Source organism: Planctomycetota bacterium (genome assembly GCA_018242585.1).
Lineage (GTDB): Bacteria > Planctomycetota > Planctomycetia > Pirellulales > PNKZ01 > JAFEBQ01.
This window is the reverse complement of the sequence record JAFEBQ010000033.1, coordinates 43898-61276: the sequence shown is the minus strand read 5'-3', so window position 1 is coordinate 61276 and position 17379 is coordinate 43898. Positions and strand designations below refer to the sequence as shown.

Annotated in this window: 14 protein-coding genes; 7 read left to right on the top strand and 7 right to left on the bottom strand. The window is 63.2% G+C overall.

Annotated elements, in window-relative coordinates; all coding sequences use genetic code 11:
* Window positions 1-41: 41 nt before the first annotated feature.
* From JSS27_16580 to JSS27_16570, 3 genes are all read left to right on the top strand, one after another.
* Window positions 42-1007 carry a TIGR01212 family radical SAM protein gene (locus JSS27_16580; GenBank protein ID MBS0210562.1) on the top strand — a complete coding sequence of 322 codons (966 nt, stop codon included), beginning with the start codon at window positions 42-44 and terminating at the stop codon, window positions 1005-1007.
* 290 nt (window positions 1008-1297) lie between these two features.
* Window positions 1298-3646, top strand: coding sequence for a protein kinase (locus JSS27_16575; protein ID MBS0210561.1), 2349 nt, complete (start codon window positions 1298-1300; stop codon window positions 3644-3646).
* A gap of 268 nt (window positions 3647-3914) precedes the next feature.
* Complete coding sequence (locus tag JSS27_16570; GenBank protein ID MBS0210560.1) at window positions 3915-4094, top strand: Flp family type IVb pilin; 180 nt, start codon at window positions 3915-3917, stop codon at window positions 4092-4094.
* Between the two features lie 31 nt (window positions 4095-4125).
* On the opposite strand, the gene JSS27_16565 is transcribed toward JSS27_16570, so the two are convergent.
* Window positions 4126-4644, bottom strand: a complete 519-nt coding sequence (locus JSS27_16565) for an NUDIX hydrolase (GenBank protein ID MBS0210559.1) — start codon at window positions 4642-4644, stop codon at window positions 4126-4128.
* Window positions 4645-4797: 153 nt separating this feature from the next.
* Between JSS27_16565 and JSS27_16560 the strand changes: the two genes are divergently transcribed.
* Window positions 4798-5820, top strand: coding sequence for a hypothetical protein (locus JSS27_16560; protein ID MBS0210558.1), 1023 nt, complete (start codon window positions 4798-4800; stop codon window positions 5818-5820).
* Window positions 5821-5970: 150 nt separating this feature from the next.
* On the top strand, window positions 5971-8169 hold the full coding sequence (locus JSS27_16555) for an alpha/beta fold hydrolase (GenBank protein ID MBS0210557.1): 2199 nt from the start codon (window positions 5971-5973) through the stop codon (window positions 8167-8169).
* Window positions 8170-8422: 253 nt separating this feature from the next.
* Here the strand turns inward: JSS27_16555 and bfr are convergent, their stop codons facing one another.
* The 4 genes from bfr to JSS27_16535 all read right to left on the bottom strand — a co-directional run bounded on the left by bfr (window position 8423) and on the right by JSS27_16535 (window position 13071).
* Window positions 8423-8911 carry a bacterioferritin gene (bfr, locus tag JSS27_16550; protein MBS0210556.1) on the bottom strand — a complete coding sequence of 163 codons (489 nt, stop codon included), beginning with the start codon at window positions 8909-8911 and terminating at the stop codon, window positions 8423-8425.
* Window positions 8912-9089: 178 nt separating this feature from the next.
* A complete protein-coding gene (locus tag JSS27_16545) occupies window positions 9090-11075 on the bottom strand; it encodes a S9 family peptidase (GenBank protein MBS0210555.1) in 1986 nt (661 codons plus the stop codon).
* A gap of 52 nt (window positions 11076-11127) precedes the next feature.
* Complete coding sequence (locus JSS27_16540; GenBank protein ID MBS0210554.1) at window positions 11128-12423, bottom strand: amidase; 1296 nt, start codon at window positions 12421-12423, stop codon at window positions 11128-11130.
* A 51-nt stretch (window positions 12424-12474) separates the two neighbouring features.
* Window positions 12475-13071: a hypothetical protein gene (locus tag JSS27_16535; GenBank protein MBS0210553.1), complete on the bottom strand. Its 597-nt coding sequence runs from the start codon at window positions 13069-13071 to the stop codon at window positions 12475-12477.
* 288 nt (window positions 13072-13359) lie between these two features.
* Between JSS27_16535 and bioB the strand changes: the two genes are divergently transcribed.
* Window positions 13360-14448: a biotin synthase BioB gene (bioB, locus tag JSS27_16530; protein MBS0210552.1), complete on the top strand. Its 1089-nt coding sequence runs from the start codon at window positions 13360-13362 to the stop codon at window positions 14446-14448.
* An 86-nt stretch (window positions 14449-14534) separates the two neighbouring features.
* Here the strand turns inward: bioB and JSS27_16525 are convergent, their stop codons facing one another.
* A complete protein-coding gene (locus tag JSS27_16525) occupies window positions 14535-14849 on the bottom strand; it encodes a hypothetical protein (GenBank protein ID MBS0210551.1) in 315 nt (104 codons plus the stop codon).
* Window positions 14850-15112: 263 nt separating this feature from the next.
* Here JSS27_16525 and JSS27_16520 point away from each other — a divergent pair, with 263 nt between their 5' ends.
* Complete coding sequence (locus JSS27_16520) at window positions 15113-15814, top strand: SGNH/GDSL hydrolase family protein (GenBank protein MBS0210550.1); 702 nt, start codon at window positions 15113-15115, stop codon at window positions 15812-15814.
* Between the two features lie 26 nt (window positions 15815-15840).
* Here the strand turns inward: JSS27_16520 and JSS27_16515 are convergent, their stop codons facing one another.
* A complete protein-coding gene (locus tag JSS27_16515; protein ID MBS0210549.1) occupies window positions 15841-17370 on the bottom strand; it encodes a sulfatase-like hydrolase/transferase in 1530 nt (509 codons plus the stop codon).
* Between the last annotated feature and the right edge of the window lie 9 nt (window positions 17371-17379).

Here is a 17379-nt window from a genome sequence, read left to right as displayed (position 1 = left end):
CACGGCGGTGACGGCGCGACGAGCTTAACCCACGGCGTGACATGGCGAGCGAAGCGCATCTGACGGCGACCAATTGGCGAGCGGCCGGCCTGCGCTACTACGCCTACAACTATTATCTGCGCCAGCGGTATGGCAGCCGGGTCCAGAAAGTCAGCCTCGACGCCGGCTTCACCTGCCCGAACGTCGACGGCACGGTAGCGAAAGGGGGCTGCACGTTCTGTGACAACCGGAGCTTCAGCCCCAGTCGACGTGTGCCCCGGGTAAAGATCACCGACCAGTTGAACGATGGCATTCGCCGGCTCAAATGGCGGTACGACGTCGAGAAGTTCATCGCTTATTTTCAGCCCGCGACGAATACCTATGCCCCAGTCGAGCGGCTTAGGCCGTTGTATGATCAGGCGCTCGATCATCCGCAGGTGGTCGGGCTGGCCATTGGCACGCGCCCCGATTGCGTGCCGGATGATGTGCTCGATTTGCTGACCGAATTCGCCGGACGTACGCATCTGTCAGTCGAGTATGGCCTGCAAACGATGCACGACCGGTCGCTGGTGGCGATGAACCGCGGGCATTTCCATGCCGCGAGCGTCGACGCCATCGAACGCAGTCGTGGACGCGGGTTTGAGATTTGCGTCCACCTCATGCTCGGCCTGCCGGGGGAAAACCGCGACGACATGCTGGCGACGGCCGTGGAAGTGGCTCGACTGAACGTCGACGCGGTGAAGCTGCACAATCTCTATGCCGTACAAAACACGCCGCTGGGGGACGATGTCCTGGCGGGTCGCGCCCAGATGCTCGAACGGGACGAATACATTTCGATGGTGGTCGACTTCATCGAGCGGCTGCCGCCGACGTGCGTTGTCGAGCGGGCGAGCGGTGACGCGCCGCCGAAGTACCTGATTTCACCAGCTTGGTGTTTGGATAAGCCTGGGCTGCGCGCGGCACTCGAGGCGGAATTCTCGCGGCGTGACACGTGGCAGGGCTGGCGGTACGTGTCGCCCAAGTCGTGACGGCAGATCGCACGGGCAATTGGCCCTGCGGCTAAACCACAAGCATTCTTCCTTCCACCTTCTACTTTCTGATTTCTCCTCTCTCTCCCCCCCTGCTCCCCCTCTCCCCAGTCCCCTGCGGTCTTCTCCGCGATCTCTGCGCTTCTGCGGTTCAAACCGCTCCTTGTGACATGTCGTGTCGTCGTGGTTAAATCCGCTGCATTGACAGGTTGGTGGGCTCTCTGAAAGCGACAGAGTGACCGATTGGCCTTGGCCGATCATCGCGGTTTCTGGTAATAGGCGGTTTACTTATGCCGCCCCATGCTTCGCCAGCACTGCTAGAACTGCTAACACGACTCGGCCTATGCACCTCGGCCGACGTCGCCAGCATGGCTGCGCGCGTGCGGCGGCTGACCCGCACGTTGCCAGATTTTGACCAGGCCTGGGTCGACGCCCTGGCCCAGGCTCGCATCCTAACAGCTTACCAGGCGGGCGAAATCAATGCCGGCCGGGCCGAGCAACTGGCCGTCGGACCATATATCATCGAGCAGCCTCTCGACAGCTTGGGCTATGCGACCGTCTTCCGGGCTCGGCTCCGCGCGACACCGAACACGCCGCTGGCACGCGTCTCGCACTGGCGGCGGACGCTGCGCCGTGTTGGGCTGATCCGGCAAACACCATGTACCAGGGTGCGACTGGCGGTGATCGATGCGGCGTCGGCCCAGGCCGAACCATCGCTGGTGGCAAATTTGGAAGAGCTACGCGAGCGCAGCCGGCGCGTTAAGTCTCCTTACGTAGCGCCGATTCGGACGGTAGGACGAGCCGGCGGTCAACTCTGGGCGGCTGCCGACTATCGCAACGACATGACTGCCGCCGAGCGATTGACACGCTTTGGACGATTCGACCCGACCGCGGTTTTGATCATTGCCCGACAAATGGCGGCAGCACTGGCCGCATGCTCACCGGCGGGAATTGTCCACGGCGACGTCAGCGCGCGAACGCTGTTGATCGGCGCCGATGGTCGCACGCAATTGGCGTTTCCCGGGCTGCGGCAACTGGTCCGTCCCCACGAGACGGAACGCTGCGAGACCCTGGGGCCCGAGGTATTCGACTATCTTTCGCCACAACGGGCCGCGGACGCTCCGGCCGCAGAAAGTGACGACTACTTTTCGGCGGCATTGGTCTGGTGGCACTTGCTCGCCGGACGCGCGCCCCGCGCCGCCGCCACGGCCCAGGAAAAATTGCACGCGGCCCGCAGCCTGAAGATCCCCAACATTACTCACCTGGCCAGCGATATACCGGCCGCATTGTTGAGCGCACTGCGCACGTGTTGCGAACAGTCACCGATGGCGCGCCCGACTAGCGCAGCCGCGATCGAACAAAAGCTCGGCCCACCGCCGCGGCGCTGTGAGCGGACGTTGGCTCGGGCGCTCGATCAGCCTGGCGCGCGTCGCTTGCAGTGGGGTTCCACTCCGGCGCCGCGGCGCTGGTCGCGCTCGGCCTGGCGTGCCGGCGCGATCGCCGCCGGCTGCATGTTGATGATCGTGGCTGGCACCTGGCCCCAATGGCAGCCGCTGGTGACACGGAAGCTCGCCGAGGAGGTCGCGCCGACGATCAAGATCGCGGCGCCGACCGTCGCCGCGACGCCGGCTCCGCTGCCAAAACCGATCACTCCCACCGCGCCGCCAACCGCAAACGGTCCTTGGCCCAGTTCCACTTGGGAGAACGGCGAACTGGTACTAGCACCGGGCGAGCCGATCGCCGTCGAGCAATTCAAACTGACGGGCCCGACGACCATTCGGAGCCGATTGGGCCAGCGCGCGACGATTGCCGCGCCGCAGGCCGGATGGCGTTTGAGCGGCGCTGAGGTGCGCTTCGAGAACATCGACTTCGTCGCCGACGCCAAAAACCTGAACGACCCGCTCATTCGCCTCGATGTGCGACGCGTCGAGTTCGTTGGCTGCTCGTGGCAGCATCAGCGCCAGAGCACCGGGCCAGCCCTGGTTTGGAACCCGCCCGCGGGGGGCGGACGCGACGACGACGTGTTGCTGCGCGGCGAATTGCACCTGGCCGATTGCCTGCTACAGCACATCGGCTCGGCCATTCACTACGACGGCCGCGGCTCGGCGCTGGTCGAGCTGGCCAATGTGCTGCATCTGGGGCCAGGTGCGCTGGTGCAGTTGGACTCGGCGCCCCAGCGCGGCCAGCTTCTTGAGCTGACCGCGTCACATGTCACGCTGCGCGAGGCGGCGGGCCTGCTCACCGTGAATTGCAACGCCATTCCCACCGACCCGGGACAATTCTTGATCGTCACCGACGATTGCGTGCTTTGCCCGAGCACTGGCGTCGGCTTGCTCAACTTTGTCGGCGTCGAGCAACCGGCCGCGCTGCTCCAGGCGGTCGCCTGGCGCGGCCAGGGGAGCGTGATGCCGCAGCACGCCACGCTGTGCCTGTGGCGCGATGGCGAGGGAACCGCTCGCGGCGCCGACGACGAGAAGTTGCAAGCCGCGGGCTTGGTCCGCAGCCCGTTGGACTTTTCGGGCGAAAAGTCGGCCGGCCCTGCGGCCAATCGAGTGGTGCGCTGGCAAGCGCCGCGTCAATCGCCCGAGCCCCCGGGCATCCGCGAGACGAAACCGATGCCCAGCGGTGCCTTGCGCTGATCGAGCAGCCGGACTCGACGCCGTGCCGCCTGCTTCGTCATTCGGACTTTCCCACCGAATAGGGGCGTCCGTCAGCCTGTCACCCCGCGAGGCCGTTACATTCGGAACACCCGTTGCGCCCGCTTCGGAGAGGTCGTGTGGATCGCCGTTGACGTTTTGACCAGCGGTGGCTTGCGGCATAGAGTTGAGTTGACCAGGGGCCAAGGGCGGAGCGGGCAGCCACGAACATGCCGCGCACTCACACCCCACTAGTCAGGCGTGATCCGACATGGCATTCTTCCGACGATTTCTTCGCGACACCGCAGCCGCCACCGCCGTCGAATACGCGGTGCTGCTGGCGTTGATTCTGATGAGCGTGATCGCCGCCATCGGCACGGTCGGAGCGCAGACGGGCGGCCTCTGGTCCAGCATCAAAACGCAAGTCCAGACCTACATGTCGGGCTCGTAGGCGACATGCCGCGCGTCGATTCGCGCGCCGCTTATCTCCGCCGACGGAAGCGGTCGTAGAATAGGATCGCGGCCAGCGATTTGGCGTCTTGAATCTCGCCAGATTCGCAAAGTCGCAGCGCCTCGCCCCACGTGACGACCAGGTTCTCGATTTCCTCGCCGGACTCGCGCCGAGTCGGGCCAGGCTTGAGGTCCAGGGCCAGAAAGACATGCATCCGCTCATTGAGGATGCCCGGCGACATGAAGAACTGGCACAGCGGCTCGATCCGCCCCGCCGTGAAGCCGGTCTCTTCGATCAGCTCGCGCCGCGCCGTTTCGATGGGCGGCTCGTTGGGCTCAAGTGTCCCCGCCGGCAGTTCAATCAGCGTTTCGTCGACCGCCACGCGGTGATTGCGAATCAGGCACACGTGCTCGTCATCGACCATCGGCACAATGGTGACCGCGCCGGGATGTTGCACCGAATCGTGGACATGCTCGGTCCCGTCGGCGGCTCGATAGCGACGCCGCACGACGCGAAATCGCCGGCACGTTAACAGCGTTTCTTCCTGCATTTCCAACACCTGTGCGCTGGCTGGGCTGAACCGAAGCGTTTGCCGGAGTCCGCCGGCAGTGATAGGATAACAGAGTTCGCTTGTCGCCGCCGGTGGCCCGCGGGTTGCCGGGTCGGAAGCGATATCATGGACCGACCGAACAGGCCGAGCGCTATGCGCGATTTACTGTCTTGGAATATCTCGTTCGGCCGTTGGGCAGGCATGGACGTGCGCCTACACGTCTTTTTTATCCTGTTCGCGGTCGTTGCCATCCACTTCGGCTTGCAGCACGACTCGCTGGTCTACATGTTGGCCGTCACCGGCATTTTGTTGCTGAGCGTGGCGGTCCACGAGTTCGGCCACTGTGTTGGCGCTTGGCGCGTCGGGCGGCCCGTCGATCAGTTGATGTTGTGGCCGCTCGGCGGGTTGACCAACGTCGGCGCGTCACACCATCCGCACCACGAGTTCGTCATCGCCCTGTCCGGGCCGATTATGAACTTGGCGGTCTGCGCGCTGTCGTCGCTGCTGTTGCTCCGTCGGGTGGGCGAACTGCCGCCGCTTTTGAACCCGCTGGCTCCCCCCATGCCGGCCACCGATGGCTCGGTGACCTTCGATGCGCTGCTCGATGCTACATTCTGGATCAATTGGGTATTGGCCGTGGTGAACTTGCTGCCGGCCATTCCGCTTGATGGCAGCCGGGCGTTGCGGGCGCTGCTCTGGCCCAAACTCGGTTACCGCACCGCGGTGCTGGTCACGTCGATGGCCGCGCAAGGAACCGCGGTGGCGCTATGGATGGCGGCCTGGCTGGTGCATGGGCACTTTCCATTTGCCACGTTGCCGCTGGCGCTGCTGGGCGTGCTGGTCTTCTTTGCCGCGCGTCAGGAGGCCGAGCGAGTCGTCGAGGCCGAGACCGGCGCCGAGCAGCCGTTGAGTGAAGATTTCTCGACGGGCTTCGCCAACTTGCAAACGACGGTCAGCACGGCCCAGCCGCGCCAGCCGGGTTTGCTGCGCCGCTGGCTCGAGCAGCGCAAGGCCGATCGCGAACGTCAACGGCAAGAGCGCGAGCGGGACGAAGAACGCCGCGTCGATGAAATCCTCGCTCGGCTTCACGTCGTTGGCCGTGACGGCCTATCCCTCGAGGACCGGGAGCTGCTGGACCGCGTGAGCCGACGCCTGCGCGACCGCGGCCGCGATTAGTCTGGCGCGAGCGCCGAGCGTCCCAACGCGGCCTATCCGCGCGTGCCGCGGTTTGTCACCTCGCATTGCTTGCAAGCGGCGCAGCAAGATGTTTACATACTTCTGTCCCGCCCCGTCGCCGCACTCCCCCCCTCCCCCGTGAGGCTCAGCATGTTGCGCTCGCCCGGCTTTCGCTCCCTGGTCTATGTCTTCTCGTTGACGGCGTTGGCAATTCCAGCCCATGCGTTTGCCGCCAAACGGGTGCGCTTTCGCGAGCACGTGGTCGATCGCCAGTCGACTTATAGCGCCGGCGCGGTGTTCGACGTCAATCGTGACGGCAAGCTCGACCTGGTGACCGGCGGCCGCTGGTACGAAGCGCCAAGTTGGCAGCCCCGCGAACTGCGGCAGGTCGAGTTTATCAACGGTCGCTTCGACGATTACACTTGCGCTCCGTTCGACGTGAATGGCGACGGCTGGACCGATTTCCTGATCGCCAATTATCGGAGCCGCAAGCTTGGCTGGGTCGAAAACCCCGGCAAGGCCGACGGCCCCTGGCCCGAGCACGTGGTCGAGCGCCCTGGCCCCATGGAGACCGCGCGCTTGGTCGACGTGGATGGGGACGGCCGGCTTGACTTGTTTCCGAACGGTCGCGACTTTGCCGCCTGGTGGAACATCATGCCCGGCGGCGCCGACCGCAAAGCGGAATTTGCCCGTTACGACTTACCCACCGAGCTTGTCAGCCACGGCAACGGCGCGGGCGACATCAACCGCGACGGCCGACAGGATCTGATCGGCGCGGAAGGCTGGCTCGAAGCGCCCGAAGATCGCCGTCACGGGCGCTGGACATGGCACCCGGAGTTCAACTTAGGGCCGGGGGCCAGCGTGCCGATCGTCTGCGCCGATTTCGACGCCGACGGCGACCTGGACCTGGCCTGGGGGCGTGGCCACGGCATCGGCCTGTGGTGGCTCGAACAGACCACGGTGAACAACCACCGGCAATGGACGCCGCACGCCATTGACACCTCGTGGTCGCAACCTCACACCGTGGAAATCGCCGACCTGGACGGAGATGGCAAGCCCGAACTCGTCACTGGCAAGCGGTACTTGGGACACGACGGGAACGATCTCGGCGAATGGGATCCGCTGGTGATTTACTATTACCAGTTCCTGCCCCAGACGCGCACCTGGGAGCGTTTTCGGATTGCCAACGTGGATAGTACGGCGGGCTTTGACGTCGACCCCAAGTTGATCGATATCGACGGTGACGGGGACATCGACTTGTTCACCTCCGGTCGAAGCGGTGCGTACTGGTTCGAGAACCTACGGATCGGCGACGTACACACGGCTGAGACGCCGGTCGTGGCGGCCACGTACACCAATCATGCCGACCTGTTGCAGGTGCGTGACGATCAAGGAAACATGCGCCCGGTCAAGACACCGGCCGACTGGGGTGTGCGCCGCATGCACATCAAGCACCAGATGGAAACCGTCATGGGCCCCCTGCCCGATCCTTCGCGGCGGGTGCCGCTGGACGTGAAGATCGAAGCAGAACAAGACGGCGGAAAATACCGGCGCATCAAGCTGACCTATGCCGCCGAGCCAGGAGATCGCGTACCGGCCTGGCTGTTGATTCCCAAAGACCTGAAGAAGCCTGCCGCGGCAATGCTCTGTTTGCACCAGACGAACAAGCGGGGCAAGGACAGCGCCGCGGGACTGGCCGAGCGGCCGGCGGTGCAATATGCCGCGCACCTGGCCGAGCGGGGCTACGTTTGCCTTGCGCCCGACTATCCATCCTTCGGCGAGTACAACTACGACTTCAAGAACGGGTCGGGCAAGTATTACAGCGGCTCGATGAAAGCCATTTGGAACAATGTTCGCGCGATCGACTTGCTGGAAACCTTACCGGAAGTCGACGTCAACAAGATCGGCGCGGTCGGACATTCGCTGGGCGGACACAACGCGCTGTTCACCGCGGTGTTCGACCTGCGGCTACGAGCGGTGATTACCAGTTGTGGGTTCACGGCGTTCCCGGACTATTACGGCGGCAAGCTGGCCGGCTGGACCAGCGACCGCTATATGCCGGCAATCCGCGACAAGTTCGAATTGGATCCGGCCCGGATGCCGTTCGACTTTCACGAAGTGCTGGCGGCGATCGCGCCGCGCGCGCTGTTCGTCAACGCGCCGCTGCACGACAGCAACTTCGATGTGGCCGGCGTGCGCAAAGTGATCGCCAGCGTCGAACCGGTGTACGAGCTATTGGGGGCCAAGAGTCGGTTGGTGGTCGAATACCCCGACGCCCCGCACGACTTTGTCGACCCGGTCAGGGAACAGGCGTACGAGTGGCTCGAAACGGCGTTCAAGAAAAAGTAATGCGGATTGACGCCGTCGACAGATGCCAAAAAGCATTCACCGCAAAGACGCGAAGGACGCAAAGAAGACAAAGAATTGAATCGCAGAGGTCGCTGAGTTGCGCAAAGAACGGAATTTGTATTCCCGACTCCGCGATCCCCTGCGTCCGCTGCGAGATATTTTCCCGTCTTTCCTTTGCGATCTTTGCGTCTTTGCGGTGAAAAAACCCTTTGAACTCTATTTCGCCTGGTGTTATCTCCACTAAGCGAGCGGCTTAGTGCCCTTCCAGGTCGTGCTCGCCCATCTGCGATTGCAAATAGTTCTGCATTCCCACTTGGTCGATCAGGCCCAACTGGGTCTCGAGCCAGTCGACGTGCTCTTCCGACTCGGTCAGGATCGTATCGACCATATCGCGCGTAGCATGATCTTTGACTTGCGCACATAAATTCGCCAGTTCGTTGTACGCTTTGACGCCGCGCGTCTCGAGCGCCAAGTCAGCCTCGAATTGATCCTTGACGTTGGTGCCGGCGCGGATCACGTCGTAACGAGCGATCTCGGGCACCCCTTCCAGGAACAGAATGCGGTCGATGATCTTGTCGGCGTGCCTCATTTCGCCGATCGATTCCGAGACATGTTTCTTGCCGAGCTTCACCAATCCCCAGTTGATGCACATCTTGCCTTGGATGTAGTACTGGTTGATGGCGGTCAGTTCGATGGTCAGCGCGCCGTTCAAAGCGTCGATGACTTGTTGATTCCCTTGCATGATGTCTCCGCGGTAGTGGTGAAGCCTGGCGTTTGCCAAGAATAGTTTCAAAGGTAAACTGCGCCGACGATTCTATGGCCCCCAGGCGGCCCAAGTCCAGGGGCCAGCGCCGAATGATTTCGCGGCGCGAGAACCGGTCTCAACACTTATCGAGCTTCGATCTCAACAGCGGTGTCGATTACTTGGCCGGCAACAGATTCTGCTGCAAAAACAGCACTTCCACGGCCGTTTGATAGTCGCGGTTGTCGCGTTTGGCGAAGCCATGCCCTTCGTTGTCGGCGTACACGGTCCAGACCGTGCGCCCCGTGCCGCGAACGCGGTCGGCAATTTGCTGGGCCTCGGCGAACGGCACGCGCGGATCGTTCCGCCCGTGAATCACCAGCAGCGCGCTCTTGATCTTGTCGGCGTTCAGCGCCGGGCTGACCCGGGTGAAGAACTCACGCGTTTCCGATTGTCGCTCGTCGCCGTACTCGGCGCGGCGCAGGTCTTGACGGTAGGGACTGGTTTGTTCCAAAAAGGTGATGAAATTGGCGATGCCCACCACGTCGATCCCGGCGCGGAACCGATCGCCAAAGCGGACCAGACTGGCCAGCGTCATAAACCCGCCGTACGAGCCCCCCATCACCGCCACGCGATCCTTGTCCAAGTCAGGCTGCGCGGCAATCCAATCGAGCAGGCCGCCGATGTCCTTGACCGAATCTTCGCGGAGCATGGCGTTATCGAGCTTCAGGTACGACTTGCCATAGCCCGACGAGCCGCGGACATTGGGCGCGATATAGCAGACGCCCAACTGGTTGACATAGAACTGGGTGATTGGCGAGAAGTCGGGCCGGTATTGCGACTCGGGACCGCCGTGAATGCTGATCAGCACCGGACGCTTGGCCGGCTTCGCAGCTTTGCCCGCCGCGTCATTTTTTGCCGACTTCGGCTTGAAGACATACGCCGGGATCTTCTTGCCGTCAAAGCTGGTAAAGCGAATCGCCTGCGGCTGGACAAAGCTGTCGGGGCGCAGCCCGCCGGTTTCGCTGTAGGTCCAGCGCGTCAGCGCACCGTCGCTGAGTCCGACCGAATAGGCCTCGGCCGGCGCGTCGGCTCGCGAAATCGTCAGCCCGAGCTGCTCTCCCTTGGGCGAGAACTCCAGGCTGCCGACCGTTCCCAGCGGTAGTTCCAGCCGGCGACGCTCCTTCCCTTCGAGCACGTATACGCGCCCGGCGCCGTTTTCGTTGACCGTGAACGCGACACGTTCCGAGTGCTTGTCGATGGCAATGTCGGCGACATCCCAAGAAATGTCCTCGGTCAGCAACTCGTACTTCTTCGTCGCCAGTTCCAGGCGATAGAGCTGCAAGAACTCGCCACGCGAATCACAGGTCAGATAGGCGTAACGCCCGTCAACGCCATAGGCCATCGCCCCGACCGCCGCGGCCCCTTCGACCGGCAAAGGCAAAGGTTCCAGCTTGCCCGACTCGGCGTCGAGCAGCGCCGGATACGATTCGTTGATCGAGACATACCGCGACACGAGCAATTGCGTCCCGTCGGGGGACCAATCGCGCGCCGACCAATACTCGCCGGGTCGCGAGAACAGCAGCTTCATCGAACCCGGCTCGCGCGGATTGGCGACGTAGATATCGACATCGCGGCCGTTGCGCTGGTTGCTGTGAACGATCATTTGCGAACCATCACGTCGCACCGGCCCCAGCAGGTTCCGGCTCTTGCCGTCGGTCAACTCGACGCTGCGCCAATTGGCGCGATCCAACAACATCACCTGGTCGTTTTCGCTGCCACCACGGCTATAGGTGAGCAACAACGCCCCGTCGCGCACGCCAGGAATAAGCTCGCCGCGCACCGGTTCATCCATGAACGTCAGTTGTTCGCGGCGGCTGCCGGGCTCGCGCACGTAGTGTACCTGCACACTGTTGCCGAATCGGGTATGGATGATCATCCCCTCGCCCGTCGGGTTCCAACCACCGAAGCCAGCCGCCCGGATGCTCTGGTACTGGATCAGTCGCTCGAAAATTTCGGCCGGAACGCGCGGGACGTTCTCGGTCGCAATCGCCGCCGGCCGCCGCGGGTCAGACGCCGCAATCGTTGCGTCGGCCTTTTCGGCGCCGCGCAGGCCGGCAAGTGCAACCAGTGAGAAAGCAACAGCGGCAGAGAACTGTTTCATCATGGCGAGATCTTACTTTCGGAAGGAACCCAGGGGGTGAAACCCCTAAGCTTCAGTTAAGTGGCGGGAACGGAAGCGGAGCCAGGCGAGCTTGCAGCGTACGTCCGGCGTTAATTAAGGCATCAAGGCGTTGCGGATGGCCGACCAGTTGCATGGCCACGGGCAGGCCGTCGTCGGCCAAGCCGCACGGAATCGACACGGTCGGCACGCCCGCGTGGCTCCACGGGGAATTGAACCACGGGTCGCCGGTGGTGTCGATGCCCGGCGCGGTGGTTACCGTGGCCGGCGTCAACAGCGCATCGCAGGCCGACAGCATGCTCCGCATGTCCGAAACAAACTGCCGACGGTGATTCAAGGCCTCGTCGTATTCGGCGTCGGTCACACGCTGGCCTTCTTCGATCAGGCCAGCAATGCGCGGGCTGAACTGATCACGGCGAGCCGCGAACGACTGCGCATGCACTTGCGAGGCGTCGCGGGCCATGATCCGCCGGTGCATCACATGAACTTGGGCAAAGCTGGCCGGCAGCGGCAAACTGGCCGGCTCCTTCACCCCCGCTTCGGCCAGCGAACGCTCAATTGTTTCGCGCACCTCGGGGGAAGCATGGAACCAAAAGGCCGGCTCCGGCTGCATCAAGCGCGGCTTCAGGGTTTCGATCGCAGGCAGATTGAAGGTCTTGCCGCTGAGCACGCTCAGCAGTAGCGCAAGATCATCGACCGAGTGAGCCATTGGCCCGGCGTGATCGAGCAAGGCGCTGACCGGCGTAACACCGTCCAGGCTGACCATGCCGTGCGGCGGCTTCAGCCCACACACGCCACAGTAACTAGCAGGCCGGGTGATCGAGCCGCCGGTTTGGGTGCCAATCGCGGCCAGGCACATGCCCAGCGCCACCGCCGCGGCCGAGCCGCTGCTCGAACCGCCCGGCGTTCGTTCCAGGTTCCAAGGATTACGCGTCACCGGCGGGTCGAAACAGGCCCACTCGGTGGTTACCGTCTTGCCCAGGAAGATCGCCCCGGCCGCGCGCAATCGCGAGGCCAGCGTGGCGTCGCGCTCGGCGCAATGCCCCTCGGTCATTGGCGAGCCCGAGCGCGTGGGCCAGCCGGCCACGTCGACAACGTCCTTGATGGCGATCGGCAAGCCGTGCAACGGCCCGCGACGTTTTCCTTGGGCCAACTCGGCGTCGAGCAAGGCCGCGCGCTCGCGCGCGCCGTCCCGATCGACGAAGACCCAAGCGTGTACTTTTGATTCGAACCGATCGATCTGGGCCAGGCACGACTCGACCAGCGCCAGACTGGTGGCTTCACCCTGGGCAAGTTGCTGGTTCGCTTGGGTGCATGTCGTGGCCGGCATTTCACACTCGCGTCAACTAACGCCCCGGATTCACCGGCGGGGCCAACCGGATCAATGACTCCGCGAACTGCACATGGCCGAGACGGCGCAGTGCGTGCTGCAACTGCCACAGCCGGCCGCCTCGTCGGTACCGCAGCCCGGTCCACAGCCGGTCGTGGCCGCGTCGACAAACGCGCTGTACTGCGCCTGCGCGTCATAGGCCGAGGCCAGCTCCGTGGTCAGGGCTTCGACCCGCGGGTCCACGTCCCCCAGGAAATAAAACACTAACGACTGGCCGTCGAACAGATGCTCGACGTCGAGTAGCACTGTTGAGATCCCCTCGGCGTCGAGGCGCGACTGGCAGGCGTCGAGTGCTGCGACCCGATTCTTCAGCAGCCGGGCTTGCAACAGTTCGTCGGCCACCGTGACGGCTCGCAACACTTGTCCGTCGGCCTGGCGCTCAAGGGCATCGGTTGCGTCGTCATTCGGCGCGACGGCGGCAACAGGCTCGGGCGCCGAGAGCACCTCGCCCAGTTCCAGGCCGCGCGACGTGCGGAGGATGACGCGCCGCCCGCGGGCATAGCGCGTGGCATCGGCCGCGACAAATCGGCCGACGTGCCCCAAGGCGCCAAACCGCACTACGTGCTCGGCAAATCCGCTGCGTATCAAAACTGGGCTCCGTCTTATGGACGCGGCCTCCATTAAGGCGGCCGGTGAATGGTCGAAATCGGACAAGCCGTCATTTTCGACGACGCACCGGCGAATGCCAAGTGGCGTGGCCGAAATGCCGCCTAAATTCCGCAATTTGCGCCGGCCGACCCTTTGACCAAAAACGGCCTAGGACGCAAAATGACCCTTCACGCGCCGCGACTTCGGCCCCCAGCCGATCTGACACGAAATCTTTCTGTTGAAACGACGCGATCTGCCCCCTCAGCACTGCTGCGAGACCTTGCGATGATGCACCTGGCTGCGAATGAAAGCTCACCCGCCTCGGCCCACGTTCGTTGGAACGAACTGGCCGACCGCGTGCTGGCCGGGCATCGCATTACGCATGACGAGGGGCTGTCGATCCTGCGGGCGTCGGATGCCGAGTTGATGGACCTGCTGGCGGCGACGTATCGCGTGCGCCAGCACTGGTTCGGCAATACCGTGCAGTTCTATTTTCTGATGAACGCCAAGAGCGGGCTGTGCCCCGAGGATTGTGGCTACTGCTCGCAGTCGAAGGTCTCGGACGCCGAGATTCCGCGCTACAACCTGCTGACTCGCGACAAGCTGATGGACGGCGCTCGCGTGGCGGCCGAGCGCGATTCCAAGACGTACTGCATTGTCATCTCGGCCCGCAGTCCCAACGAGCGCGAGATGCGGGCCATCACCACCGTCGTGCCCGAGATCAAGCAGAAATACAGCCTGAAGATTTGCGCGTGCTTGGGGCTGCTCACGCCCGAGCAGGCGCAGGAGCTCAAGGCCTGTGGCGTCGACAAGGTGAATCACAACCTGAACACCAGCGAAGCCAATTACGGCAACATCTGCACGACTCACACCTATCAAGATCGGATCGACACCTTGCGGGCCGTGCGCGACGCCGGCATCGAACTGTGTTCCGGCGGCATCATCGGCATGGGCGAGGCGGACGATGACGTGGTGCGAATGGCCTTCGCGCTGCGCGATTTGAACGTCGAATCGATCCCGGTCAACTTCTTGAACCCGATCGATGGCACGCCGCTGGCCGGGATCAATCAGTTGAACCCGCGCTATTGCCTGAAGGTGCTGTGCATGTTCCGGCTGGCGAACCCGAGTTCCGAATTGCGGATTGCCGGGGGCCGCGAGATTCATCTGCGCAGCCTGCAACCGCTGGGCATGTATGCCGCCAACTCACTGTTTGTCGGCGACTACCTGACCACCAAGGGACAGCCCGCCGAGGAAGATTGCCGAATGCTCGCTGATCTGGGCTTTCAGGTCACCAAGGGGGAAGAGGCGGCGATTGCCGCCGGTCATCGCGACGAAGATAAGCACGGCGAAGCGACCGAGAGCGCGGCCGCCCATTAATTACGCGCGGCAAATTTTTTCTGGCGCGCAGTTTCAACCCGGCGCGCGTGCGCGCTACGTCAGCAAATCATGCCGCGAATCGGGCATTAGTTCGCCGAGAAGGTCAACGTGCGGCGGCGCACTGGCGGTGTGCGCGTCACGCTGACGATCAGGCGCACCCAGACGCAAGCGCGGTCATCTTCGCGCTGCACCTCAAAGTGCCGGTCGACGACCCGGCCAGCAAATTGCTGCTCGAGTCCCGATGTTACCCCCCGCGCGCGACAGCGCACGCCGTCACCCAGATCGGGGACATTGCGCGAATGCCAGTCGGTGAACACTGACTGGGCGAGAACGTGTCCGTCGGCATCCTGGAATTCGACGAACACACCTGCCGCCATGCAATCGATCAAATCCTTAGCCATGACGTGCGCCTCCTTGGCGACGTTGCAAAGACCAACTCCGTGGCCTTTCAGATAAGACGACGCGAGCATAATGAACCCGGCCCCAATGGTCAATCTGCAAATGCCGCGCCGAGGTATGCTCGTCGCGGCAGGCGACACACCCCGCGAGCGCACGACCGGAGAATAGTTCGCGTTTGACGCCGCGCGCCAGTATGCTAGCGGGTTCCGCTTAACTGGCTTGCCGTGCTCCACGCCTGATTCCCTCGACCGCCAAGGAAACTCCCATGCGTCACGCGCTTCGCTTCGTTCGTATGTCGATTGCGGTTGCCCTGTTGCCCGCTTGCCTGGCCTTCGGGGCTGATCAGCCACCGGCCCAGCCCGCGAAGAAAGCGCCGAACCCTTCGCTGGCCCCCGTCGAGGACGAGCCTGGTTTGCCGCGCGTGCTGTTGATCGGCGATTCGATCTCGATCGGCTACACCCTGCCGACTCGCGAGCTGCTCAAGGGGAAGGCCAACGTCCATCGCATTCCCACCAATGGCGGGCCAACGACCAACGGCGTGGCCAACCTGGACAAGTGGCTCGGCGACAAGCCCTGGGACGTGATCCACTTCAACTTCGGACTGCACGATTTGAAGTACATGCCCGACGGCAAGCGGCAAGTTTCGCTGGAAGATTACGAAGCGAACTTGCGGACGATCGTCGCGCGGTTGAAGAAAACCGGTGCCAAGGTCATTTGGTGTACGACCACGCCAGTGCCCGAGGAAGTCGGCGGCGTGAAGCGCGTGCCGGGTGAGGTGCTGGAATACAACGCGGCCGCGGCCCGGGTGACCGGCTCGGAAGGCTTGCTGGTCGACGACCTGTACGCCTTTGCCTTGCCGCAGCTCAGCAAGATTCAGCTTGAGAAGAACGTCCACTTCTCGGGGGACGGTTCCAAAGTCCTGGCCGAGCAGGTCAGCCGCAGCATCCTGACGGCGCTGGGGAAGTAAGCCACGCTCGCAAACCAATACGGCTGCTATTTCTTAGGCTCTGACTTTTCGCCATCTTTGGCGTCGGCAGGCTTGGCGTCTTTGGCTTTGTCGCCGCTCTTCGCCTTTTCGGCTTCCTTTGCCTTGGGCCCGTTCAGCGTCGCTTCGCGCATGGGCTCGGGCATCTCGGCAAGCATCTCATCGAACAACTTGCGGAGCCGATTGACCACATTTTGATTGTCGCGGGCCACGTTGTGTTGCTCGGCCGGATCTTCGGCCAAATTGAATAGCAGCCAATCCCCTTCACTATCCCCCGTCGCCACACCGGGGAGATTGCTGGGGTGATACTGCTCGCGCGGCGCCAAGATGCGCACTCCGTCGGGTGCCCGTGGGTCGCGATACAACTCGCTCGCCTTCATCACCGTCTGCACGCGCGGCCCCGACCGTGGACCGTGCAGTTTCCAACTGCCGCTGACCACGGTACACAACTCGGGGCCTTTCAGCGAAAAGACCGCGTCATGGATCGGCTCGGCGTTGCTAGTCAGAATGGGCATCAAATCGCGGCCGTCGATCTTGCGGTCGCTCGGCTCGGAAACACCGGCCGCCTTGAGGACTGTGCTGAAAATGTCGGGCATGACCGCGATCTGGGCCGAAACGTGCTCGCCCGTGATCTTGCCTGGCCAGCAGGCGATCAGCGGCACGCGAATGCCCCCTTCCCAGGTTTGTCCTTTCATGCCGCGCAGACCGCCCGTGCTGCCGCCGTACCAGGGACCGTTGTCACTGGTAAAGAGAATCAAAGTCTTTTCGCTGAGCTCGAGATCCTTGAGCTTGTCGACGATCGCGCCGACGCTCCAATCGAGCTCGGTCATCACGTCGCCGTACAAACCGCCGCCACTCCTGCCGTAGAATCGCGCCGAAGGGGCCAGCGGCTTGTGGGGCATGGCATGCGACAACAACAAAAAGAACGGCTCGCGCTGGTGCCGGTCAATGATCTTCAGAGCGCGCTCGGTGTAGGCCTTGGTCAACGCGGCTTGCATCACCACTGACTGGACGCGGACATTGCCGTCGTACATCTGCACCGGGTGCATGTCGTTGCTGTACATGATGCCATAGTATTCGTCATAGCCATGTTTCAGCGGGTGGAACTTTGGCTTGTGCCCCAAGTGCCATTTGCCGACACAGGCGGTGTGATAGCCGGCCGACTGCAGCAAGTCGGCCACGGTGATTTCATCGTCGCCAATGCCCAGCTCGTCGGCCTTGGGGCCGGCGTCGGGTGCGGGGTTGTCGACCAGGCCGGTGCGGAATTGGTAGCGCCCCGTCTGCAAGGCCGCGCGCGACGGAGCACAAAACGGGCAGCAACTATAAAAGTGCGTCAGCCGCGCGCCGTCTTTGGCCAGTTGATCGATCCGCGGCGTGTGATACTTCTCTTGTCCATAGCAGCCCAGGTCTCCGTAGCCCAGATCGTCACACAGGATCACAATCACGTTGGGGCGATCGGCCGGCGCGGCGTGCGCTTGCTCCGCAATCGCCAACCCAGTGGCAAGCAAACCAAGGAACCAAACAAGCGTTCGCTGCATAGCCAATCC